The 23,739-nt window shown below is 47.2% G+C and carries 16 protein-coding genes; 5 read left to right on the top strand and 11 right to left on the bottom strand.

The features are described 5' to 3' along the window. Nucleotides 1–69: 69 nt before the first annotated feature. On the top strand, nucleotides 70–1,740 hold the full coding sequence (locus tag CLV93_RS06750; protein ID WP_106541394.1) for a SulP family inorganic anion transporter: 1,671 nt from the start codon (nucleotides 70–72) through the stop codon (nucleotides 1,738–1,740). On the opposite strand, the gene CLV93_RS06745 is transcribed toward CLV93_RS06750, so the two are convergent. Beyond that, nucleotides 1,725–2,678, bottom strand: coding sequence for a calcium/sodium antiporter (locus tag CLV93_RS06745; RefSeq protein ID WP_106541393.1), 954 nt, complete (start codon nucleotides 2,676–2,678; stop codon nucleotides 1,725–1,727). The two genes, CLV93_RS06750 and CLV93_RS06745, sit on opposite strands and share 16 nt — an antisense overlap. Nucleotides 2,679–2,968: 290 nt before the next feature. Between CLV93_RS06745 and CLV93_RS06740 the strand changes: the two genes are divergently transcribed. Next, nucleotides 2,969–4,264: a hypothetical protein gene (locus tag CLV93_RS06740; protein WP_106541392.1), complete on the top strand. Its 1,296-nt coding sequence runs from the start codon at nucleotides 2,969–2,971 to the stop codon at nucleotides 4,262–4,264. Nucleotides 4,265–4,295: 31 nt separating this feature from the next. Here the strand turns inward: CLV93_RS06740 and CLV93_RS06735 are convergent, their stop codons facing one another. The 5 genes from CLV93_RS06735 to mfd all read right to left on the bottom strand — a co-directional run bounded on the left by CLV93_RS06735 (nucleotide 4,296) and on the right by mfd (nucleotide 12,927). Continuing rightward, the gene (locus CLV93_RS06735) at nucleotides 4,296–5,021 is read right to left on the bottom strand and encodes a FadR/GntR family transcriptional regulator (RefSeq protein WP_106541391.1); all 726 of its coding nucleotides are present in this window, start codon (nucleotides 5,019–5,021) and stop codon (nucleotides 4,296–4,298) included. A gap of 75 nt (nucleotides 5,022–5,096) precedes the next feature. Further along, on the bottom strand, nucleotides 5,097–6,653 hold the full coding sequence (locus CLV93_RS06730) for a glycoside hydrolase family 10-like protein (protein WP_106541390.1): 1,557 nt from the start codon (nucleotides 6,651–6,653) through the stop codon (nucleotides 5,097–5,099). A 109-nt stretch (nucleotides 6,654–6,762) separates the two neighbouring features. Then, the gene (gene nagB / locus CLV93_RS06725) at nucleotides 6,763–8,751 is read right to left on the bottom strand and encodes a glucosamine-6-phosphate deaminase (RefSeq protein WP_106541389.1); all 1,989 of its coding nucleotides are present in this window, start codon (nucleotides 8,749–8,751) and stop codon (nucleotides 6,763–6,765) included. Between the two features lie 98 nt (nucleotides 8,752–8,849). Then, the gene (locus CLV93_RS06720) at nucleotides 8,850–9,482 is read right to left on the bottom strand and encodes a DUF4294 domain-containing protein (protein WP_106541388.1); all 633 of its coding nucleotides are present in this window, start codon (nucleotides 9,480–9,482) and stop codon (nucleotides 8,850–8,852) included. A 79-nt stretch (nucleotides 9,483–9,561) separates the two neighbouring features. Beyond that, nucleotides 9,562–12,927: a transcription-repair coupling factor gene (mfd, locus tag CLV93_RS06715; RefSeq protein WP_106541387.1), complete on the bottom strand. Its 3,366-nt coding sequence runs from the start codon at nucleotides 12,925–12,927 to the stop codon at nucleotides 9,562–9,564. 374 nt (nucleotides 12,928–13,301) lie between these two features. Between mfd and CLV93_RS06710 the strand changes: the two genes are divergently transcribed. The 3 genes from CLV93_RS06710 to CLV93_RS06700 all read left to right on the top strand — a co-directional run bounded on the left by CLV93_RS06710 (nucleotide 13,302) and on the right by CLV93_RS06700 (nucleotide 16,387). Continuing rightward, nucleotides 13,302–13,790, top strand: coding sequence for a GNAT family N-acetyltransferase (locus tag CLV93_RS06710; protein ID WP_106541386.1), 489 nt, complete (start codon nucleotides 13,302–13,304; stop codon nucleotides 13,788–13,790). An 83-nt stretch (nucleotides 13,791–13,873) separates the two neighbouring features. Then, on the top strand, nucleotides 13,874–14,716 hold the full coding sequence (locus tag CLV93_RS06705; RefSeq protein WP_106541385.1) for a patatin-like phospholipase family protein: 843 nt from the start codon (nucleotides 13,874–13,876) through the stop codon (nucleotides 14,714–14,716). Nucleotides 14,717–15,130: 414 nt separating this feature from the next. Next, complete coding sequence (locus tag CLV93_RS06700) at nucleotides 15,131–16,387, top strand: aspartate kinase (protein ID WP_106541384.1); 1,257 nt, start codon at nucleotides 15,131–15,133, stop codon at nucleotides 16,385–16,387. Nucleotides 16,388–16,554: 167 nt separating this feature from the next. On the opposite strand, the gene CLV93_RS06695 is transcribed toward CLV93_RS06700, so the two are convergent. The 5 genes from CLV93_RS06695 to CLV93_RS06675 form a co-directional block, all read right to left on the bottom strand. Continuing rightward, entirely contained in the window at nucleotides 16,555–17,424 is an 870-nt protein-coding gene (locus CLV93_RS06695) for a hypothetical protein (protein WP_146141968.1), read from the bottom strand. 77 nt (nucleotides 17,425–17,501) lie between these two features. Then, nucleotides 17,502–18,041, bottom strand: coding sequence for a hypothetical protein (locus CLV93_RS06690; RefSeq protein WP_106541382.1), 540 nt, complete (start codon nucleotides 18,039–18,041; stop codon nucleotides 17,502–17,504). 1,042 nt (nucleotides 18,042–19,083) lie between these two features. Continuing rightward, on the bottom strand, nucleotides 19,084–20,082 hold the full coding sequence (locus CLV93_RS06685; RefSeq protein ID WP_106541381.1) for a hypothetical protein: 999 nt from the start codon (nucleotides 20,080–20,082) through the stop codon (nucleotides 19,084–19,086). Between the two features lie 845 nt (nucleotides 20,083–20,927). Further along, on the bottom strand, nucleotides 20,928–22,064 hold the full coding sequence (locus tag CLV93_RS06680; protein ID WP_211297754.1) for an aminotransferase class I/II-fold pyridoxal phosphate-dependent enzyme: 1,137 nt from the start codon (nucleotides 22,062–22,064) through the stop codon (nucleotides 20,928–20,930). 603 nt (nucleotides 22,065–22,667) lie between these two features. Continuing rightward, nucleotides 22,668–23,612: an NADP-dependent oxidoreductase gene (locus CLV93_RS06675; protein ID WP_106541436.1), complete on the bottom strand. Its 945-nt coding sequence runs from the start codon at nucleotides 23,610–23,612 to the stop codon at nucleotides 22,668–22,670. Nucleotides 23,613–23,739 lie beyond the last annotated feature (127 nt).

Raw genomic sequence — 23,739 nt, 5'->3', positions numbered from 1 at the left:
ATTTTAACGCGACAATCTGATTTAGCATTCGGTTTTTCGGCTACTTTTGCAGCTTACTTCCAGAAATCGATGCAGAGCATTTTCAAACCCAAATTCTTTACCATCCTGAAAGGTGGTTATTCCCGGCAAACGATTGTGAACGATCTGTTGGCCGGTGTGATTGTTGGTATTGTGGCGATTCCGTTGGCCATTGCCTTCGCGGTTGCTTCGGGCGTTTCGCCTGAAAAAGGATTGGCAACAGCTATCATAGCGGGTTTCCTGATTTCCTTTTTAGGTGGGAGTCGCGTGCAGATTGGCGGGCCTACCGGAGCGTTTATCGTTGTGGTGGCCGGTATTGTCGGAACCTATGGCATCGAAGGCCTGGCCATCTCGACAATGATGGCGGGCGTTATACTCATTTTGTTTGGATTGCTCCGGTTGGGAGCCGTACTGAAGTTTATTCCGCGACCGCTAACGGTTGGCTTTACCTCCGGTATTGCCCTGGTGATTTTCACCACGCAGGTGAAAGATGCCCTGGGACTGCATCCCGAACATTTACCAGCCGGCTTCTTGCCGAAATGGGGTGTGTATCTGACATCACTCAACCAGGTAAACCCGGCTGCAGTCATCATTACCATAACCACTATATTGATCACCATATATGGGGGGAAGCTTCTGAAACGAATTCCCGGTTCATTCCTGGCGATTCTGATCATTACGCCCATTGTGGCGCTGTTCCATCTCCCTGTTCATACCATTGAGAGCGTGTTCGGCGAAATCCAGGGAAGCATTTCATTCCAAATTCCACATTTGGACTGGTCGAACCTACAAAACTATGTTCAGCCTGCTTTGACCATTGCTATGCTGGGTGCTATTGAGTCGCTGTTGTCGGCGGTGGTAGCTGATGGAATGATTGGCGGACATCACCGTTCGAACACCGAACTGATTGCGCAGGGAATTGCCAACCTGGCATCACCGCTCTTTGGCGGAATTCCGGCTACCGGAGCCATTGCCCGGACAGCTACCAATGTAAAAAACGGTGGACGCACGCCGTTGGCGGGAATGATTCATGCAGTCACATTGTTGCTCATCATGCTTTTCTTTGGGAAGTGGGCCAAACTGATTCCCATGCCGGTGCTGGCCGGTATTCTGATGGTAGTGGCATATAACATGAGCGAATGGCGTTCATTTCGTTCGGTATTGAAAGGCTCGAAATACGATGTGTTGGTATTGCTGACGGTTTTCTTCCTGACCGTATTGGTCGATCTGACGGTTGCCATCGAGGTCGGGATTGTGCTTTCAGCCTTGCTCTTTATGCAGCGGATGGGCAAATTGTCGTCGGTGGAACCGATGGAGCAGGATACCGATGTGATTGAGAACTATTCGGCCTTGCCCCGCGGTGTGGATGTATACGAAATCAGTGGCCCGTTCTTCTTCGCGGCGGCACAGGAATACCGCGATGCATTGCGAAATATTCATTATAAATCAAACGTGTTGATTCTACGGATGCGACATGTGCCTTTCATCGATTCGACCGGGATTCACAATTTCGTTGAGCTGTTGAAGGAGATGGAGAAACGGGGTATCCGGGTCATCCTGTCCGGAGTAAAACCGGAAGTACGCAGAGAACTGGGCTTGTTTGGTATCGATGAGATGGTGGGCGAAGAGTACATTTGCGAAACCTTTGCCAACGCACTTAAACAGGCCGGACTGCATATCGCTTTCACCGAGATGCCGCACGTGCGTCAGGTGATGAAGTAAAAGTACACACCAAAAGCAATCAGCAGTAATGCGGCTTCCCAACGATCGAGCTTGCGTACCTTACCGGTGAACATGGCAATGAACAGGAAGAGCGTTCCGCCGATGAGCAACAGAATGTCGCGGTTGAAGGAAACGTCGAAATGAATGGGGCGAATGAGTGAACTGATGGCCAGGATGAAGAAGATGTTGAAGATGTTCGACCCGATAACGTTCCCCACAGCAATGTCATTGTTCTTGCGTATAGCGGCTACCACCGATGTAGCTAACTCAGGCAGTGATGTTCCCGCGGCAACAATCGTCAGGCTGATGATTTGCTCGCTAATTTGGTAATGCCGGGCAATATTCACCGCGCTATTGACGATCACCTTTCCACCAATGATAAGGATGACCAGCCCACCCAAAATATAGGCTGCCATCTTCCAGTTACTCATCGAAGAGGTTTCGGGTTCTGCGGGTGAACTGAGTCGTTCTTTTTTCACCTGCCGGAAAAGATAGAGCCAGAACAAAGCGAAAAAAAGAAGTAGAATTATGCCATCCGTTCGCGAAATCACATCGATTGCATGCCCGGTCCATTGGTCGTTGGCTAAAATCAATAATACCAGTGCAGCCAGCAACGAGAAGGGAATCTCTTTCCACACGGTGGTGCTTTGTACGCTTAGCGGAAGAATCAATCCCGAAATTCCGAGGATGAGAAACAGGTTGAAGTTGTTACTCCCGATGATGTTCCCCAAAACAATGTCCGGGTGATTCTGGAACGCGGCGAAACTATTAACAACCAGCTCGGGTGCCGATGTTCCGAATGAAACAATGGTTAGCCCGATAACCAGATCAGGAATGCGGAAACGGCGCGCCAGGGCAGATGCCCCGAATACCAGCCAGTCGGCACCTTTGATAAGAAATACCAAACCGAGAATCAATAGCAAAAAACTGGTTGTCATGAGCTGTGTGTATTACTTTTTGTGTGAAACAATCTTTTCTGCCGAAAGGCTCAAAAAGCAAGGCAATTTTATAAAATCTTTTTATGCTTACCGTAAGCCAAACAATAAGTTACCACTGACAGGGACACTTCTTCTGGTACGCATTTGGTCATCCTAAGCGAAACAAATTGGTTTACAAGCCATAAATCATCCTATTCCGGTATGATATCGTAATGAAATATCTTTCAAATAATAAACGTTTTCTATACATTTGTTGCAATTTTCCGCCATCCACCTATTTCGAGCTAACTATGAAAAAAGGGTCTATTCCGTTTTTACTGTATTTTATTGCACTTTTTCTGCTGGTTGTTCCTCTTCAGCGGGTTGTTGGGAAGGAGCTTCCCGGTAAGGGAAGAAAAGAAGGTCCGGTGCGTTTGTACCTGGAAGGAAATATCGTTGATTTTAATTACATCCGCCGAAATATTTCGTTTGTCGATTTTGTAAACGACCCGAATGCTGCCGATGTGCATGTAATTGTCAAGAAGCGGACCACCGGAAGTGGCGGTGCCAACTACTCCATGGCTTTCTACAGCGTCATGTTCGACCAAATTGGCGATTTTACTTTGAACTGCAATACCTACCCGTCGCAAACCTGGAACCAGGTGCGTGATGTTTTTCTTCGTACCCTGAAAATGGGCGTAATGCCATTTGTGAATGAAGCAACCGGCGCTGAATCGGTGAATATCAAAGGAAATAAAAAAGATACCGCTTTCGCGGACACCAAACCATTGGTTGACCCGTGGCACAACTGGGTGTTTCGCATCCAGGGAAACGGCGGGCTGAGCATGGAGGAACGGAAGAAGAACTTCGACTACTCGTTCTCAGGACGTGCCTCTAAAGTGACCGAGGAATGGCGGGTGCGGAATAACATCAATTACTCCAGCCACATCCGCGAGTATAAAAAAACGGTAGAAACCGATACCTCAACCTACGATGAGACGGTCCGAACAGAAAATATTTACAAGGGTTTTTCATCCAGTGTTGTCAGGAGTTTATCGGACCGTTGGTCGTTCGGCGGATTCTTCAATCTGTATTCCAGCACCTATCGTAATATCAAGTATTCCTACAGCCTGAAACCGGCAGTTGAGTATAACTTCTTTCCGTGGGACGAAGCGGATAAACGCACCTTCACGGTTGCTTATTATGCCGGCGGCGAAACGGTGGGCTACAATGAAAAGACCATTTTCGATAAAACAAAGGAGTGGTTGTGGAAACATACCCTCGCGGTCGATTTCGAGATGGTGCAACAATGGGGCGGCATCGAAGCACGGGTGCGGGGAAATCAATACCTGGAAATGCCCGAGAAGTACAGTCTGCAATTCAATACCGGCATTAATTTCCGGGTGGCCAAGGGCCTTTCGGTGAATTTCGGTTTCAATGCCGAAAGCATTCATGACCAGTTGTATCTGCCGTTAGGTGATATTTCAGACGAGGACTTATTACTGAACACGCGCAAACTGCCCACATCGTTCGAGATTTCGAGCGGCATCGGGCTACGTTACCAGTTCGGTTCGATATTCAACAGTGTAGTAAATACCCGGCTGTAGTGGAGCCGGGTTATATGTGTGGGCAAACAGCTTATTCTCCCTTATTGAGAAACTTTTCGTAAACCTCCATGTTGCGGTTAATGTGTGCCTGCATACGTTCCGAAGCACGTTCACCGTCTTTTTCCCGGATAGCATTCACAATTTCCTTGTGATAACCCAGGGTGATTTCCTTCTCCCCTTCGATACTACCATAAATCAGGTTACGCATACGCGGAAGCAAGTTGTGAATGGGCTCCATGGTAACGATAGCAATCGGGTTACCGGTGGCACGGGCCAACAGAATATGGAACCGGTTATCGATATCCGATTCTAACTGGGTATTATCCGGATCGCACTTATCGAACTCAAGCAGGTTCTTCTCCATCTGTTTGAGATCTTCTTCCGTCCGGTTTTGGGCAGCCATCATCGTAATCTGGGGTTCGAATGCTTTTCTCACTTCGATGATCTGCTTGATAAGGTTATTGTCGAACTTCAGGTCGTAATACAGATTCAGCGATTGAATAGCATCCTGCATTCCCAGCTTTGTCACATACATACCGCTACCTTTCCGGATTTCGAGGAGACCACGGGCACTTAAACGTCTCAACGCTTCACGCAAAGCCGTACGGCTGACAGCAAACATTTCGCATAATTCACGCTCGGAGGGAAGACGGGAACCAACTTCCAGTTTCTTATCACGGATAGCCTTCTCTATATTCCGTTCGATCTTCTGACTGAGGGTCTGAGTTGTTCCAATCTTTTTAAAAATCTCGTCCATGGTTCGGTTTTAGTGAGAATACAAAGTTACTCAAAATATAACATACATATGACCAGTTACTAAATGCAGCAAAAATTATTGCATTAATTTAAATTCAGTCCCGTTTATCTGTATGAGTGGCGAAAGAGCACTTTCGTTGTTCAATCTGTCGATGGTTGATACGCGGAAACACTCGTCAACCAGCTTCTTACGCATAGACGGAGGGATAAACAGCTGACGTTGTTCCGTTACTTCAAAAACGTCAGTTATCGGATTGTTTCCCGTCGTATCTTTTTTTACACGATAGACTACATAATGGACACGATCGTCATTATAGTTAGCCGGCAGCTTCCATTTCAGCCAGGTTCCATTAATGGTCGACTCGAGCCTGAAATGGCCCGGAACGGGTGGAGGAACACTATCGAGCCAGGCCATCTTGGGAACAATAGCCGGTTCTTCTTTTAGCTCCTGCCGTAAGCGGCTAACCTGCTCCTGGCTCAAATCGAGCAAATGCGAAGCGCTGAAAAAGGCAAAGCCACGGGCATTGTTCATCTGCCGGGCAATATCGATTTGTTTTTCAATTTCGTTGGGGTCTTGCCATCCGGGTGCCGAGCTGGCAGCCTTATAAAGTGCTTGCCCGAAATACAGATGTCGCTTATCGACATTGTTGTTCCACCAGCGGGCCAGCGTATCGAAATCGCCGTAAGCATTTCCTCTCTCCCAGTACAACTGGGGAATGATGTAATCCACCCAGCCGTTCTTCACCCATGTACGGGCATCGGCGTATAAATCGTCGTAGGAGGATAATCCGCATTTCCCGGCGGAGCCATCCGGATCAAGCGCCAGGTTCCGCCATACCCCAAAAGGGCTGACGCCCAGTTTGACCCAACTCTTTTCCTCTTTTATCTTCTCATTTAACTCACTGATGAACAGGTTAACGTTGTTCCGGCGCCATTCTTTCAACTGGTTGGGGTAATCATTGCCACCGTATTTTTTAAAAGAAGCTTCGTCATCAAAGGTCAGTGATTTTACCGGATAGGGATAAAAATAGTCGTCGAGGTGAACGGCATCGATGTCGTAGCGTTTCACCACATCCATTATGATGTTAATGACATATTCGCGGACTTCCGGAATGCCGGGGTCGAGATAGCTCTTTCCGTTATATTTGACTATCCAGTTACTGTTTTTCCGCAAGGGATGATTAGGAGCCAGATGGAGATAACTGCTGGCCGTTACCCGGAATGGATTGAACCAGGCGTGAAATTCGAGTCCGCGCTGATGGCAAAGATTAATCGCAAAACGCAGTGGATCGTAATAAGGCGTGGGCGCTTTGCCTTGTTCGCCGGTTAAATAATACGACCAGGGTTCAGTAGGTGATGGATAGATGGCGTCGGCAGCCGGCCTGACCTGAAGAATTACCGCGTTTAATCCGGTATTCTCAATCCGGTCAATCAGATGAATCAGTTCCTTTTGTTGTTGGTCTGCAGGCAGACCCGGTTTAGATGGCCAGTCAGTGTTGTTTACCGTCGCAATCCATATCCCTCTGAACTCCTCTTTCACCAATGGTTTCGCCATTCGGGGGTTCCGGCCCGCTGCCTGAAATGCAATGACCAGAACCAGCAGGAGTGTGGGAAAAGCTTGCCGGGGTTTCATTGTTCTAATTGATAATCATAATTTAAACAAATGTAACGAAATATAAAGGTACAAAAAAAGCCTTCCCCGAAAGGAAGGCTGAAACTTATCAACGGATCGTTGAAATCTCTCACGGATAGTATTTAACAAAGGCTTCCATGGCTTCGTACTCGGCCATTCCCAGCTGATCGTAAAGGCTTGCTGTTGCCCTGTTTCGCTGTTCGGCACGTTGCCAGAATTCCCGCTCGTCTTCGCCCATAAACATGGCACCCTCTTTTTGAGATTGGTGGCGCAAAATGGCTTCGCGTTTCCGGGCCAGCTCAATTGGACTAATGGGAACAGCCATCTCGATTTCGTCGGCTTCCCACTCGGCCCAGGCACCACGGTAGAGCCAAACCCAGCAGGTTTTCATCCAATCTTTATCGGTCCGCAAGTGCTCGAGTGCGATAAAAATGGTATCGAGACAAACCCTGTGTGTTCCGTGTGGATCGGACAAATCGCCGGCGGCAAAAATCTGGTGCGGTTCTACCTCATTCAGCAGGTTCATGACGATTTTGACATCTTCTTCGCCAACCGGATTTTTCTGACGTCTTCCACTTTCATAAAAAGGAAGATCGAGGAAATGGATATGCGAATCGGGAATACCGAAATACCGCAAAGCGGAACGCGCTTCCATCCGGCGAATCAAACCTTTGGCTTTCCGAACGTCCATGATGTCCACTTCATCGTCCTTTTTATTTTTCAGGAACGAAAGAACTTTCTCTTTCTGTTCTTTGGCTTTTTCGTTTCCCGGATTATAGAACTCAGCATATTCGTGATGGAAATCGAGGTAACGTGAAATGTATTCATCCGCTACCGCGAAATTACCCGATACCTGGTAAGCCACGTGTACATCGTGGCCCTGTTCCACCAGGCGAAGCAGTGTTCCTCCCATCGAGATGACATCATCGTCGGGGTGGGGACTGAAAATGACAATTCGTTTTTTCGCTGGTTCGGCTCTCTCGGGACGGTTCGAGTCGTCGACCTCCGGTTTTCCGCCGGGCCACCCGGTGATGGTATGCTGCAAGTCGTTAAATACCTTGATATTGATTCGGTAAGCCGAACCGACCGTGGCCAGCAAATCACTCAGGCCAAAATCGTTGTAGTCCTTACCGGTCAGCTTCAGGATGGGCTTCTTTGCTTGTTTACACAACCAAACCACCGCTTTCCGTACCAATCTGTCGTCGTTCCAGTCCATGTTGTCGACCAGCCATGGCGTGCGTACCCTAACGAGTTGTGAACTCGCACCACTGTCGAGCACCACTTTTACATCGTGGTGTTCTTGAATGAAGGATGCGGGAACATCACTATCCGGATCTTCTTCCACGGTTTTCTGGATGACACTGGCTTTCGATTCGCCTAAGGCTACCAATATAATTTTCCGGGACTCCAGAATGGTATCAACTCCCATCGTAATGGCGCGTCGGGGTACGTTGATGAAACCCTGAAATTCGGTGGCTTCTTCCTGTCGGGTGACCGGATCGAGCGTGATAATCCGGGTGCGGGTATTCCGTCCCGAACCGGGCTCGTTGAAACCAATGTGACCGGTACGCCCAATACCCAACAGCATTAAATCGATGCCGCCAGCCTCCTTGATCATCTTTTCGTATTCACGACAGTAATCGTGCACCGAGTCGAACATGATCGTGCCATCCGGAATATGAATATTTTCTTCCGGAATGTCGACATGCTCATAAAGATGACGCTGCATGTAGTTGTTGTAACTGTGGATGGAATGCGGAGACATCGGGTAGTACTCGTCAATGTTGAAGGTAACAACATTGCTAAAGCTCAGGCCTTCTTCCCTGTGCTTACGCACCAGTTCGGCATAAATCCCCAACTGCGTCGAACCGGTAGGCAGCCCCAAAACACATTTTTCCCCTTTCTTTTGTTTCTCTTTAATGAAATCGGCAATCTCGTCAGCTACTGCCTGCGAAACATCTTTTCCTTCAGGATAAATGTACGTGGGAGCTTTTTCATATTTCGTGAGCATGTCCCTGTGGGTGAGGTTGGTTGGGGCATACTCGCCAAATCCGTAAAAAACCGGATTGTCGCTCTGCAACTTTTTACTTAAGTCCATGATAGGCTTTCTGGTTTATTTTGAACTAGTAAAAATAAGCGAATCCGGACGTAAAAAAAAAGTTCTTAAAAAGTTTTAATAAGTGATTTTACTTTCTGTTAATGAAACTCTCCGGCTTCGTACCGGCGAAGGATATGTTCGAGCATGGCATCCTCTTCCGGATCGAAATCCGATTTCAGGCTGGAACCCGTTAGAAACGCCAGCGAGTTCCACAGAAAGGCCTGTCCGCCGCCGCGGTACTCTTTCAGCAAATCGTAAGCTGTTTCGCCTGTTTCCCGGTCGATGAGTTTAAGCAACAGCCTCCCCTGGCGCAGATTCAACGTCTTCAGGGTATCCATGTAAGTCTCCTTGATGTAATGCTGGTACCATTTCATGTATTTCTTCCGGCGGGCGGGGGAAGTATAAACCTGGTCGAGTTCTTTTTTCACGCGGTTCAGCTCTTTGCTGACAATCATGGCCAGCGGATACGTCTTCTTCACATCCTCCACCAACTCATCATATTTCTTTTCCTGATGATGGTTCTTGAATTTAAACGGAGGAATAATGTCAATCGATTTCAGATTGACGTGCAACAGACTATCACTGGTCAAATCATTTTTAGTCAATACGGTATCAACGTGAGCCGAATAGCTTGTAGCCAAACTATCCTGCGCTGATACCCTGCTGAACAAACCGGTGCTCAGAATCAGACAGACTGTAGAGGTCAGTATTAATTGGTGTATGCGATGCATCGTGGTCTTTTTCTTTGGGGGACAAAGTTAATGGATTCTGGTGGATGTGTAACGCTAAAGGCTTAATTAACAATTTTTATCAATTGGCTTTTACCCGTTCGGGGATGACACTTTCTGCAATTTCACTTAACAGCGTAACGGCATGTTGAATGGAAGTTACCTCGCTGAAGATAATGCTGAGTTTTCCCTTCGACTCCTTTATCCGGCATTTCTTCGGATGGGTCTGAAGCCATTGCAGGATATTCCCGAAAAGGCCCGTCTGGTAAAACGGCGATTGCTGGTCAGACGGAAAATAGCAAATCATCTTTTTGTTCTTCAGAATGATCTTCTCGAGGTTTAGTTCGATGGCTGTCCAGCGGAGGCGAACCACTTCCAGCAACTCAATCGTCGAGTCGGGCAGTTTGCCAAAGCGGTCGATGAGCTGTGCGCGGAACTGTTCCAAAGCATCGTTGTCCTCGATATTGTCCAGTTCGCGGTAGAGCAACATGCGCTCCGAAATGCTGGAGATGTAGCTTTCGGGGAAGAGCAGTTCCAGATCGGTGTCCACCTGGCAATCATTCACAAAACGCAGGTTCAGGAAAGCTTCGTTGGCTTCGCGCGATTCTTCCTCTTTGTACAGTTGCTGGAATTCTTCGTGCTTCAATTCCTGAATCGCTTCATTGAGGATGCGGTGGTACGTCTCGAAACCGATATCGGCAATGAAACCGCTTTGTTCGGCTCCCAGCAGGTTTCCGGCTCCCCGGATATCCAAATCCTGCATGGCAATGCTGAATCCGCTACCCAAATCGGAGAACTCTTCGATGGCCTGTAGCCGTCGCCTTGCTTCAGGGGTCATGCTGGTCATCGGCGGTGCGAGCAGGTAGCAGAACGCTTTTTTGTTGGAACGTCCCACGCGTCCGCGCAACTGGTGCAGCTCGCTCAAACCAAAGTTATGCGCCTGGTTGATGATGATGGTATTGGCATTCGGAATATCCAGTCCCGATTCGATGATGGTCGTAGCGATGAGCACATCGAACTCGCCGTTGATGAAGTCGAGCATCACTTTCTCCAGCTGCGAACCTTCCATCTGGCCGTGGCCAACTACGGTACGCACGCCCGGCACAATCCGTTTGATGAGCGCCTCGACCTCGTAAATATTTTGAACGCGATTATTGATGAAGAAAACCTGACCACCACGTGCTACCTCGTAGGTAATTGCCTCGCGGATGATATCTTCGTTGAAACCGTGTACTTCGGTGTTGATGGGGAACCGGTTGGGCGGCGGTGTATTGATGATGGACAAATCGCGCGCTCCCATCAGTGAAAACTGCAGTGTTCTCGGAATCGGTGTCGCGGTCAGCGTCAGTGTGTCCACATTCACTTTCAGGTGCTTCAGTTTTTCCTTCACGGACACCCCGAATTTCTGCTCCTCATCGATAACCAACAGCCCGAGGTCCTTGAATTTGACATCCTTCCCTACCAGCCGATGCGTTCCAATCACAATATCCACTTTCCCTTCGGCCACCTCTTTCAGAATGTGCCGTACCTCGGCAGGCTTACGCAGCCGGCTGATGTACTCAATGCGGCAGGGAAAATCGCTCAGGCGTTCATTGAATGTTTTGAAATGCTGAAACGCCAGAATCGTGGTCGGAACCAAAACGGCAACCTGCTTGCTGTCGGTGACCGCTTTGAAGGCAGCCCGGATAGCTACTTCGGTTTTACCGAAGCCAACGTCGCCACAAATAAGCCGGTCCATGGGCATGGTTTTCTCCATGTCCTCCTTAGTGGCAACCGTAGCTTTCAACTGGTCCGGCGTATCTTCGTAGATAAAGCTGGCTTCCAGCTCCTGCTGCAGGTACGAGTCGCGGGCAAAAGCAAAACCGTCTTCCGCTTTACGGTGTGCATACAAACCAATCAGCTCGCGGGCAATGTCCTTAACCTTCTTCTTGGTTTTGTTCTTCAGATTTTGCCAGGCAGCCGTTCCCAGCTTGTTGATCTTCGGTTCGGTGCCGTCCTTCCCTTTGTATTTCGAAATGCGGTGCAGCGAATGAATGCTCACCAGCAACGAATCGTTATCACGATAAATGAGCCGGATAGCTTCCTGTGTTTTGCCATCCTCCTCGGTTCTTACCAAACCCGCAAATTTCCCGATACCGTGATCGACGTGAACCACATAGTCGCCCGGATGCAACTTGGCCAATTCCTTAAGTGTAATGGCCTGCCGCGCCGATTTCTTCGAACGCAGTTTGAAACGGTGGTACCGTTCGAAAATCTGGTGGTCGGTATAGCAGCAAAGTTTCAGATCGTGATCGATGAAACCTTCCTTCAGTGCAAACGGAAGATGATCGAACTCCTGGGGATCGCCTTTGTCTTCGAAAATAGCGTGGAGGCGTTCCACCTGCTTCTCGCTCGACGACAGGATAATATTGATGTAACCCAGCTGGGAATTTTCACGAAGATTATCGCCCAACAGGTTGAAATTCTTGTTGAAAACCGGTTGCGGTTTGATGTGAAACGGAATCTCTTCCGATTTGAAATGCGCTTTCGGCCCAATTTCGATGCAGGTCAATGCTTCAGCCCGTTCCAACAGGGCGTTTCCACTAATGACCAAATCGTCTACCAGTAAGTCGGTTTCCAGATTTTTCTCCCGGGCACTTTTGTACATTTCGGTCATTCGCTCGGCGCTGAAACGCAGATCGTCGGTGATCAGCAAGGTATCATCCTTCAGGAATTCGAAAAATGAAATCCGCTCTTCCTCCTGCAATCCTTCCTGGATATTCGGAATGATGGAGATCTTTTTCAGGGCGTCCTTCGAAATCTGGTTCTCAATGTCAAACGTGCGGATAGTCTCCACCTCATCGCCGAAGAAATCGATACGGTACGGGTCCTCGTGCGCAAAAGAGAAAATGTCGACAATGGAACCGCGGATGGAATATTGCCCCGGCTCATACACAAAATCAACCCGCTCGAAACCATATTCGAACAGCACTTCGTTGACAAACGAGATGGAGAGCTTTTCACCTACACGAACGGTCAGGGTGTGTTTTTCCAGTCCCTTTCCGGAGATGACCTTCTCCATCACCGCTTCCGGGTACGAAACCACGATGAACCGCTCTTCGGCTTCCACCAGTTGGTTCAGCACATCAGTCCGCAAAATGATATTTTCGCTCTCGATTTTTTCGTATTGAACGCTGCGCTTGTACGACGACGGAAAAAAGAGGACGTGCTCTTCCAGGCCCAACGTCTGCAAATCGTCGTAAAAGTAGGCTGCCTCTTCGCGGTCGCTCAGGAGCATCAGGGCGCCAAACGGTTTCTTCTGAAAGAGCGCTGCCATGGCCACCGACGGCGCCGAACCGTTCAGGCCTTTCGCGTGTAGCTTTTGTCCGAAAGGCGTAGCAAGTTGCCCCGCCAGGGCTTGCACCCCCGGATGTTGCGCATAAAAATCAATTAACTGTTCGCGTTTCAATACGATGCTGTTTCGTTATCCGGATGCAAAAATATAAAAAACTACACCGGATGGAGAATAACGGCTCCCGGGCTTAACAATCTTTAATTTTAACTTAAGCTGTAGTCAATGTCTTTATGCCCAATCCTCCCCCTTTGATTCCCCCTCCAAAGGGGGACAGCCCGCCAACCGGGGAGCCAGATTAAGTTATTTTACGTTCATCAATCGTGTAAACCTATTTCAGGACACGACACCCCTACGGGGCAATCGGAGTCTACCGTTTAGTCGAAGCCCATCCGTGTGAATCCGTGGATAAAATCCGCGGGAATCCTTTTTCCCCTTCTTGCCGAATTCTCCCGATTTTTCTATCTTCCATCTTTTCATAACTAATCATTATGCTGACAATCCGAATGGCGTCGGGGGCTGATGTGCCCGCCATAACCCGCATTTACAATCATGCCGTGCTGCATTCGACGACTACCTTCGATACGGTTCCCCTGTCGGAAGAGGAGCGACGTATGTGGCTGGCCCTGCACAACGAAAATTATCCTGTGCTGGTGGCCGAGGTCGATGAGGAGGTGGTGGGTTATGCGTCGCTGTCGAAATGGTCGGAGAAGCAGGCATACGACAAAACGGTGCAGTTTTCCATCTACCTCGATGAGAACTTTCGGGGGCAGGGCATTGGGCTGCGGCTAAGCGAAGCCATCCTGAAATATGCGAAAGAGCAAGGAATTCATTGTGTTGTTTCTCTCATATCGGAAGGAAACGAAGTGAGCTTCGCGCTGCATCGGAAGCTGGGATTTCAGTTAATGGGCATAATGAAAGAGGCCGGCCGGAAATTCGACCGGTACATCGATGTACACTTTTATCAACTCCTTTTTTGAGAAAATTTCCTGAATACAAATCGTTGCAGAAAACGAATTAACCAGCATATTTGCAGAACAAAGACCAGCAAAAATTTAGTTGAATGACCAGTAGAAAAGTTCGTTTTGGTATAGCGCTTAGTGGTGGAGGAGCCCGTGGATTTGCACACATCGGGGCATTGAAGGCGCTTGAAGAATTCGGCCTGCAGCCTGACGTGGTTTCCGGGACGAGCATGGGGGCGCTGGTGGGCGTTTTGTACGCGGCCGGTTATGCTCCCGATGAGATTTCGGAAATGATCCGCCATGAAAAGTTCTACCGGCTCATCGATATCCGGTTACGGAAAGGCGGGCTGCTGAACCTGAAGAAAGTGCAGGACTTGCTCACCGAGAAGATTGAAGAGAACGACTTTTCAGCGCTGAAGAAACCGTTTTATGTATCGGTGGCCAACCTGAATACCGGGGCGAACGAAGTCCGGCATAGTGGCCGCCTGTTCGAGTTCGTGATTGCCTCCAGCTCCATTCCGCTCGTTTTCACGCCGCAAAAAATCGACGGTCAAACCTATGTGGACGGTGGGCTGTTCAATAACTTGCCGGCCGACGCCATTCGCGACAAGGTGGATGTGGTTGTTGGCATTCATGCGAACCACAATTCGCCGGTGGAAGAGATAAGCGGCACCCGCGAAATTGCCGAACGGTGCTTCCAGTTGAGCATTGCGCAAAATGTGGCGAAGAGCCGGGAACTGTGCGATTATTTTATCGATCCGCCGGAGGCACGCCGGTTCGGAACGTTCGACTTTCCGCAAATTGACCAGATTATGGAGGTCGGTTACCAGGAAGCTGTGCGGGTGCTGAAGGAGGAAATCGTGCCCGACGGCTGGCTTCCGGTGATGAGAGAGGAACTGTCAGCAAAGCAAAACGATTTGCCGGCAAACAAACAGAGAGGGTGATATGATTATTTGTTTTTTACCCCACCCCGAGAATTCGGGGCCTGAAGGGGCTTAAGGGTAGTGCAAGCGTGCAATTGCAGTGCGCTTATCTAATGAGGATGAAATTTTTGATATTTTGCTGAATCCATCATCGAAGAGATTGAGAAGGGGCTCACTGCAAAATTAAAACTTACAAATTGCAACCGGACCTTCCGTTTACCCCTCCAAACCTCCCCTAAAGGGGCGGCTTAAAGTCCCCTTTAGGGGATTTAGGGGTGAAATTCTGATGGTTACTTTCAATTTGATAGTTTTTAAATGTTTGATCTCTTTTTCGGAACCCCTCTTTAGGGGTGAAGTAGCAAAAGCATCGTTTTATAGTGAAGTACCTTTAGGGCTCCAGTAATTCGGGGTTCGGGTGACAAAAACCTTAGGGAAATGAAAATATTCAAATTTGGTGGTGCCTCGGTGAAAGATGCCGCGGCCATTCGTAACCTGGCAACTATTTTACAATCCTTCCGCGACGAAGAGCTGGTGGTAGTCGTTTCGGCCATTGGGAAAACGACCAATGCGCTGGAACAAGTGGTGCGCACCTATTTTTCGGGCGACGAAGCGTTGTGGGAGCACATCGAAACCATCAAATCGGAGCACTTCGCCATTATCGACGAGCTGTTCCCCGACACGGAAAGCCCCGTACGCAACGAGGTAAACGACGAATTCGAGCGGCTGGTCAGCAGTGTTTCAGTACCGCCTTCGCTAAATTACGATTACGAATACGACCAGATTGTCTCGTTTGGTGAGTTGTTGTCGACCCGCGTTGTCAGTGCGTACCTGAACGAGAACGGATTTCCCTGTCGCTGGATGGATGCGCGTGGTTGCATCCGCACGGACGACACCTGGCGGAAGGCTGTCATCGATTACGAGCTGTCGGAAGAGCTGACCAAAGAGATGGTTAATTTCCAAGATGAGGAATGTTACGTCACCCAGGGTTTCATCGGGTCAACCACTTCGAATCTGACGACTACGCTCGGGCGGGAAGGTTCCGACTTTACGGCGGCTATCTTCGGTCATCTGCTCGATGCCGAAAGTGTGACCATCTGGAAAGATGTGCCGGGTATCCTGAATGCCGACCCGCAGTATTTCGATGCCACGCTGAAGCTGGAGCGGTTAACCTACCGGGAAGCGGTGGAGTTGACTTATTTCGGTGCGAAGGTGATTCACCCGAAAACCATGAAGCCGCTGTTCGAGAAGAATATTCCGTTGTACGTGCGGTCGTTCCTGCAGGCCGGCGAAATCGGGACGGTGATTGGCGGCGAAATGCATCCCGATGAACACACCCCGATTTTCATTCTGAAACGAAACCAGGTGCTGCTCACCATCTCGCCCAAGGACTTTTCCTTTATGGGCGAGGCTTCCATCGGCCACATCTACTCCACGCTGGCCGGCTACCGCATCGAGGTGAACATGGTACAGCAGTCGGCGCTGAGTTTGTCGGTGGCGGTGACCAAGCCCGACCACGACTTTGAAACCCTGATGGAAGAGCTGGAGGAAGATTTTGACGTGCGCTACAACAACGGCCTCGATCTACTCACCATCCGGAATTACACCGACGAGGAAATCGAGCGGCACACCTCCGGGCGCAGTATTTTTGTGGAGCAGCGCAGCAGAAGGACCGCGAGGTTTTTACTGAAATAAGTTGTTTACCCCTTGCTGAGGGGTGATTCGTCTGAGCGCATAAAATGAACGGTAGTGGAAAATTGTCCGATTTTCCGCTGTGGCATTGAGTTTTATTAATTTGAATTAATATCCGAATAGGAAAATCTGAGGTAATTATTTATTTAAGCTGTTTGGCGCTTGCCAATCTAGGATTCAGTACTTTCATTCAGGATTTCTCTCATTTCGTTAATTGGTAAGAAGACATTAGTATACAGAATGACTTCTCCTTTTGAGTTTTTCTTGATATCGCGAGCTAAAAAAACCATTCCTCTTTCACTACTTTTATTTTCTATCATACACAAAACTTCTTTCAAGGGTAGTGAAAAGCTTTTCCTAATGTCTTTTTCTACCACTTCCGCAACTTTTAAAATGGAATCAGTCATTTGTTCTATAATTGACATTAAGGGAAATGTTCTTTTTTCTCTGAGTAAATCATCCTCAACAACGCCCCAATCTGAATATTTTGTTAATAACTCGTCTCTATCGAAATATGGTGTAAGAGTTCTTCGGATTTCTTGACTTTTCATAACTCTTTGAGTTTCATATCCAATTTTTGAAATTGGAAGCTCAATATGTTGGGCGTAATTCCTCAGTTTATAAATAAACCTATAAGCAAATTTATTATCATAAAGCTTATTTGTACTCTTTTTAAAATTGTCAAATTCTGAAGAAGACTTACCATACCTTTTTTTCAACTTAGTTTCAGAATGATCTAGGTATGTCCGGATGGATGAAAGATAATTCATTAGTAATCGATTCAATTCTATTTTTACAAACTCGACATCTGTACTTTTGATATAATCTACTGAAAACTTAACCTCCGTTATTTTTTTAGGAGAATTATCTAGAAAAGCAGTTATTTCCTTAAAATTTAAGACAACAAATTCTTTTAATCTTTTATAATATCGAAATTCACTTACTAAATTTAATGAAGTCTCAATTTTATGGTAATCTTCATCGGATAAAGGTTCGTAAAATTCTACATGAGTTTCTTCCTCTGGTAGATAATAATGCATCTTTGCAAGACAACTTAGCATATTTTAGTCTTATTTCCAGCTTGCACCTAACTTATTTGTAACCCAGCTAGGTTGAATTATCTTCGTTTTTGTCTCAATACTTCTTCTAATAGTTCTGCGGGCAAGGCGTCTAACAGGACCGCTAATTGATTTTCAGAATTTTCATCTGCAAATTCAATAATTCCATGTTTGATAGTACGATCCAATGTCATAAAATATTCGTCAAGAATAAGAATCATCCCATGCACACATCTCATTAATTGTTTTTTTGTCAATGTGGAATCTTCAATGGGAAATTCAATAATTGGTCTAACCTCTCCGTCAGTATTGTCGTACTCGAATTGGATAAGTTTGGTTTTCCACTGAATCATTCCACATACTTGGGCAAATAACGATGCCTTATCTTGGGGAACTAAGAATGCGTTTGGGGCAAAAATTTTAATGTATTTGCCATCCTCTTCGAGTTTCACTACCATTAATAGATTTTTCTCCCCATCTGGATTGATATAATTTGAAGTTGCAAATCCAGAGATGATCGAATTATCATTTTGATTTGTTTTGAAGCGCAAATCTTCTTCATAAAAGAATCTTGAGATTTCATTTAAGTTACTTGCCATTTTTACCCGGTTTTACTTTTGTTAGTTAATTTTTCGTATTAGACACAATTGCATGTTGCAATCAATAGTCTTGTCAAAGAAAATTGTGTATAAATTTCCTGATAGTAGTAAGTTCAAGCTATATTTGCTGTACTTTTCAGTCAAAAGTTTTATAATTTAACGCTTTACTCCTTTCTTTTCGTATTTACTTTTCAACACTTTTCAGTTGATAGCCAAATTTGAGACTGAAAACTCCCATAAACAGCGGCCATATCCTATCCCACCTAGCCAAAAACTGCTTCAAAACATAAGAAACCCTTTATCCTTACGAATGTCTGTTTCGGACCTCTCAAAGCTATTCTCAAAGTGGGTTCTTCAAAAGACACTTATTGTTAAATCAAGCATGGTAGCTCCGACGAAGGAAGAACGAAGGAACGACGAAGCTACAGCCTACCTCCAAATACAACATTACGTAAAATAGAGGGAGCGAAATTTTAAAATTCTGATGGTGTTTTTTCATCCCGGATGGGATGTTATGTTGTTAAAAAACGGAACAGGAAATCGATGTGCGACCCCGGCTGGGGTCGAATGTTTGTCGAGAACGAATGGATTCTAACAATATGGGACTCCGGAGGAGTCTTTCCGGCTTCTGAATGATTAGGCTAAAGCCAAAGAAAAATTTAATGCTCCCAATACCCCCGACTAAAGTCAGGGGCAATTCAAGTTTTCTGAAAGGAGAACTGTTTCGATGTATTGAATCAATTGCCCCCGGATTCATCCGGGGGTGAAAAGGATGCCTTTGTATTGAAGGGCTTTAGCCTAATCTGTCGAGCCTGAAAGGCTCCAAATCCATAGCTTGGGGCAACGCCCCAAGACAAAGGTGTATGATATAAACAACCAGCCTGTAGGGCTGGTATGGTCTGTGTGATTCCAAACCTGACAGGTTCTCGAAAACCTGTCAGGGTTTTTTGTGCCTGTTGCAACCACCACCGTCAGGGTTTTTAACCACTGACGGGGTTGTCCGAAACCACAAACATGTTACCCTGAAAAGGATGACATGGTCTCAATACTTGGCGTCGCTTTTTGATATCATCTTGGTTATTCCTTTTTTCCCAAGATTGGCATGTCGGACGTAGGCCCGTAAATGGCCTTTGCTAACATAGTTTTTATACCCCAAACCATTATCCTCGGCACCAACACTGAGAAGTTGACCATTTTCGCAATTAACCACGTACTGACTCATTATGCCGTTGGCGTATCCAAAGGGCGCTAATTCTACAAAAGCATCGTCCTTATTTCGGGACAAATAGGCTTGCTCTATCTCCTTTTGATCGACTATTTTAAATGGATACGGATAGGTGTCACGAATGTCTTGTTCAGTTAATTTTTTATCCATATCCTTTCTGGCAATGAGTAAGGTTTTGGTGGCCAGTTTTCCAGAGTTGGCAAGAGGTTCCCAGGCAATCGTCAATCGCTGCTTTCCTTCGAAGCGAGCAATGAGGTGATTCTGAATTTGATCCAATGCAAACAGAATCTCCTTGTCATCCAAATCAAATGGGTGCTCCGCCTTATCCCTCTTGAATAGCTTGACTTTTTTTGATTGCCGGTCTTCATCGGAATAGGCAACATCTTGATAATATACCGCTCTCCTTTTATTCAGTTTTTCGCCCAGCTTGATTGAAAAACGAATAAATTTATTTCTGAATACGGGTTGACCCCATTTGTTCGTTTCTGTTACTAGCACTCTATTAATCAGCAATACTGCGTACTTTGTCTCCTTCTCATTGAGCGTTTTTTTCAGGTCATCGGATGCGACAAATACAATATTTCTGCTAAATGTCCAGTATTTATGAACTACGTAATTAATCTTTTGGTCAAAGTCCGGATTATCGGTTAAGACCACGAGTAGCGTACGGTCTTTAATCATTTTGGCATCTTCTATTTTGGCCTGCCGGGAAGGGCCTTCTGTGGTTCTCGAAGTTTGTCCGTATGCTACGGCTGTTGAACTTACTGAAAAGACTACAAGAGTAAGCAAGTAAATTAGATTCTTTTTCATTTTCATGGTAATGCATTTTCGCTAAAGAGCGCGTTTGATTTGAGTTATGTTGTTGTTTGCCAATTATTGGTATAAATAGCTTCGGCATTATTTTTATAATACCTAAAGAGCTGGTTGCGCGTTGTTAATCGACGGACTGTAGGCATGTTTGGTCTGATCCCAGATTACTCTTAATACTTATCCGGGTTTTTTTATGTTAACGATCATCCTTCTTCGATTCGTATATTTTTCTTTGATTTTATGTTCAGAAGTTTTCAACAGAAGGAAGTTGATATCGGAATAGCAGGCGGGAATAGTAGTGAAGAAGGGGGTATTAAATACCGGTTTAGTGGGTTAGTAAAATTGAATCCCGGCGGGTTATAATAGCCTGTCGGGATTTTTTGTGCTACCCTGTCGGTGGTTGGAAACCCCGACAGTGGTTTTCATACTGGGCGAGTTTGGATAAATATCCGGCAGGATGAGCCTGAAAGGCTCACATCACAAAGCTTGGGACAACGCCCCAAGACAAAGGCGTATGATATAAACAACCAGCCTGTAGGGCTGGGACTTTCTTCGAATTCGTTTCGAGATGTTGAAGCCCTTCAGGCTTCGAATTGCATTATCGTCCTTTACCCGGGGCGTTGCCCCGGGCTGTGGAATTCCAGACCTTCGGCCTGTGTTGCCCCACCTGTCAGCATGGTTACAAACCTGACAGGTTCTCAAAAACCTGTCAGGTTTTTTGTGTCCGTTGCAACAACCACCGTCAGGGTTTTTAACCGCTGACGGGGTGTTTAGCTCGCACTATATGAAATTCAAATCCTTCAGGCACGAATGGATCAAATTGTACGTGCTTTCGATATCGTGATCCAGGCCTACCGAGAAACGAACCAGGCCGGGCGACATGCCCATAGCATGCTGCACCTCTTCGGGCACTTCGCTGCTGGTGATTTACCGGAATTGCTGAACAGGGTTTTGAAATAGCCCAGGCTGACGGCATGATAACCAACGCCTCGTTGCTGCATCAACTCCATGAGACTGGCTGCCCGCTCGGCCGTTTCCATATCGATGGCAATCATACCGCCGTAGCCAAATTCTTCATTCCGGATGCTGTTGATGAGTTCATGGTCGGGATGTTCGGGCAAGCCCGGGTAGCTGAATTTCAAACCAATTTCCCGGAACCGTTTGGCCAGGTACATGGCGTTTTTGCTGTGTTGCATCATCCGCACATGGAGTGTATGCAGGTTTTTCAGGATACTGGAAGAACGCATCGGGTCCAACACCGGCCCCAGCAACATGGCGGTTCCGTCGTTCACATCGCTAATGGCTTTGATGAACTCATTGCTGGCACAGATAGCCCCGGCAACGCCATCGTTTTTCCCGTTGATAAACTTGGTCATCGAATAGACGACAATATCGGCTCCCAACAGGAACGGGGAGAGAATCATCGGGGTAAACGTGTTATCGACGACCAGTTGGATGTCGTGCTTTTTGGTTATCTCGCTCAGTTTGGGAATGTCGGAAACCTGCAACATCGGGTTGGTCACACTTTCGGTGTAAATCAATTTCGTGTTGGGGCGAATGGCCGCTTCCACCGATTCCAAATCGGAGATATTCACGAACGTAACGTCGATATTGAATTTGGGCAGGTAGTTTTTCAGAAAAGCATAGGTTCCTCCGTACGTGGTGACACTGGTCACGATGTGATCGCCGGCATTGCACAACTGCAGCAGAACGGTGGTAATGGCACTCATCCCCGAGCCGGTTACCCAGGCGCCTTCGGTGCCTTCCATAGCCGCCACAGCATCCGATAAAGCTTTGTTGCTGGGATTCCAGTGGCGCGAATATAAAAAGCAGCCTTCGGTTTCACCATGAAAAGTATCTAACATGGTTTGCGCATCCATAAAGGTAAACGTGCTGCTATCGGTAATGGAAGGATTGACGCCTCCGAACTCACCAAAATTCTCCAGCCGCTGAATCCGGGTAGCCGGATCAAATTTCTTATTTCCCATTCAGTTTGAATTTAATGGAACCAAATACGGGAATGTATTCAGTTCGTCCTGTTCGTTTATTGCTTTCGTTTTATTGGTGCCCTTTTAAACAAGCCTGATATGGGTTTAGTTTCGCTGAATCCCGCGTATTCCGGTAGTTGTATAACATACAGACTATGACATTTTGAGGGTATTGACAGTGAGTCATTTTATTTCTTTGGGATATAAACTGATCGTAGTTTTATGCCTGACAACGTCGAAAAGGCTTGAGGAAATTGTTTTTATGTCCTTTTGTCTTGACACAAAAGAACCAAAAGGTCAAGTCAAAGTGATCCTTCAGCCCGCGTCATGGTTTTGCTTTGCGAGCCCACATCCCTGAATTCCCGCGCAAAACCATTCCCGCTCTCTCCGGCCCGGGCGACTTTGACGGGCCCGCACACTTATCGCCTATCGGCGATTTTGGGATTTCAAACCTTCGGTCTGAGTCGGGTTTCGCCGGAGTAATGAACATATCATCGCTTAGGGATAACGACCTCTGCCCAACCACTGTCGGGGTTTGCAACCACCGACAGGGTTTCCTTTCTAAACGCCGATAGGTCTCAGGACACTGTCAGGTTGGCGAATTTACAACGTCACTAAAACTTTTCCTACGGTTCGGCCACTTTCAACCTGCCGATGGGCATCGGCCAGCTGGTCGAACGGGAAGGTATGTGAGATATGGGGTTTGAGTCGCCCTTTTTCGAGCATATCGGCAATGACCTGCATATCTTCGCGGCCCGAAAAAACCTGCATAAAGAAACTGCCCTGAAGCTGTTTATCCTGCGCCTTTTGTTTCTCCTCTTCAGTCAATCCGGAAGGAAGATTGACAATGGTCCCGCCTTGTTTTACCACTTCTACCGAACGCCCGAAATTTCCCCTTCCCATGGCTTCGAGGCAAAAGTCGATGTCTGACACCACCTTCTCAAAGGGCTGTTCACGGTAGTCGATGTGTTCATCGGCGCCCAATTGCAACACAAAATCGCGGTTTGGCGCCGAAGAGGTTCCAATCACATAAGCGCCCAGGTATTTGGCTATCTGAACGGCAAAATGACCGACACCGCCCGATGCGGCATGAATCAGGGCACGGTCGCCTTTTTTTAATTTCCCGAAATGGGTAAAAGCCTGCCAGGCGGTGAGGGCCGCCAAGCAACTGGCCGCTGCTTCGCTGTGAGAAATCCCTTTGGGCTTCTTCACGAGGTGCGCAGCCGGAGCTGCCACATATTCGGCGTACGCCTTGCCATGTCCCATAAAATTGACCATTCCGAAGACCTCATCTCCTATCCCGAACTGGTCAACTCCCGAGCCGGTTTTGACCACCACACCGGAGATATCCCATCCCAGTATAACCGGTTTGCATTTGGACAAGATGGAATTCAGTGAATAACCTTTCCGGGCCTTTACATCCACCGGGTTAATGCTAATGGCCTTCACCTGGACCAGTACTTCGTCCCAGGCAACGGTCGGAGTCGGTATATCCACCATTTTCAGGTTCTCCACTCCTCCGAATTCTTCTAATATCATTGCTTTCATATGCGTCGAAATTAAATTGAGCATTCATTCGGCTAAAGCCCGAAGAAAACCGGTTATCGTTATCGGCAACCACAACCGGTAATCACTCCTCCCATGAAATTGGGAAGGGTGACTAACTTTTAACAGC

The organism is Prolixibacter denitrificans (assembly GCF_003014495.1).
Classification (GTDB): Bacteria; Bacteroidota; Bacteroidia; order Bacteroidales; family Prolixibacteraceae; genus Prolixibacter; species Prolixibacter denitrificans.
This window is presented reverse-complemented; position numbering and strand designations above follow the sequence as displayed.

Bases quoted from the DNA above. Each gene is read 5' to 3' on its own strand.
- CLV93_RS06680 (WP_211297754.1), bottom strand. From the start codon at position 22,064: ATGGGAAATAAGAAATTTGATCCGGCTACCCGGATTCAGCGGCTGGAG.
- CLV93_RS06735 (WP_106541391.1), bottom strand. From the start codon at position 5,021: ATGGACGAGATTTTTAAAAAGATTGGAACAACTCAGACCCTCAGTCAG.
- CLV93_RS06730 (WP_106541390.1), bottom strand. From the start codon at position 6,653: ATGAAACCCCGGCAAGCTTTTCCCACACTCCTGCTGGTTCTGGTCATT.
- CLV93_RS06690 (WP_106541382.1), bottom strand. From the start codon at position 18,041: ATGGCAAGTAACTTAAATGAAATCTCAAGATTCTTTTATGAAGAAGAT.
- CLV93_RS06740 (WP_106541392.1), top strand. From the start codon at position 2,969: ATGAAAAAAGGGTCTATTCCGTTTTTACTGTATTTTATTGCACTTTTT.
- CLV93_RS06750 (WP_106541394.1), top strand. From the start codon at position 70: ATGCAGAGCATTTTCAAACCCAAATTCTTTACCATCCTGAAAGGTGGT.
- CLV93_RS06720 (WP_106541388.1), bottom strand. From the start codon at position 9,482: ATGCATCGCATACACCAATTAATACTGACCTCTACAGTCTGTCTGATT.
- CLV93_RS06710 (WP_106541386.1), top strand. From the start codon at position 13,302: ATGCTGACAATCCGAATGGCGTCGGGGGCTGATGTGCCCGCCATAACC.
- CLV93_RS06695 (WP_146141968.1), bottom strand. From the start codon at position 17,424: ATGCATTATTATCTACCAGAGGAAGAAACTCATGTAGAATTTTACGAA.
- CLV93_RS06705 (WP_106541385.1), top strand. From the start codon at position 13,874: ATGACCAGTAGAAAAGTTCGTTTTGGTATAGCGCTTAGTGGTGGAGGA.
- CLV93_RS06745 (WP_106541393.1), bottom strand. From the start codon at position 2,678: ATGACAACCAGTTTTTTGCTATTGATTCTCGGTTTGGTATTTCTTATC.
- CLV93_RS06685 (WP_106541381.1), bottom strand. From the start codon at position 20,082: ATGAAAATGAAAAAGAATCTAATTTACTTGCTTACTCTTGTAGTCTTT.
- nagB (WP_106541389.1), bottom strand. From the start codon at position 8,751: ATGGACTTAAGTAAAAAGTTGCAGAGCGACAATCCGGTTTTTTACGGA.
- CLV93_RS06675 (WP_106541436.1), bottom strand. From the start codon at position 23,612: ATGAAAGCAATGATATTAGAAGAATTCGGAGGAGTGGAGAACCTGAAA.
- CLV93_RS06700 (WP_106541384.1), top strand. From the start codon at position 15,131: ATGAAAATATTCAAATTTGGTGGTGCCTCGGTGAAAGATGCCGCGGCC.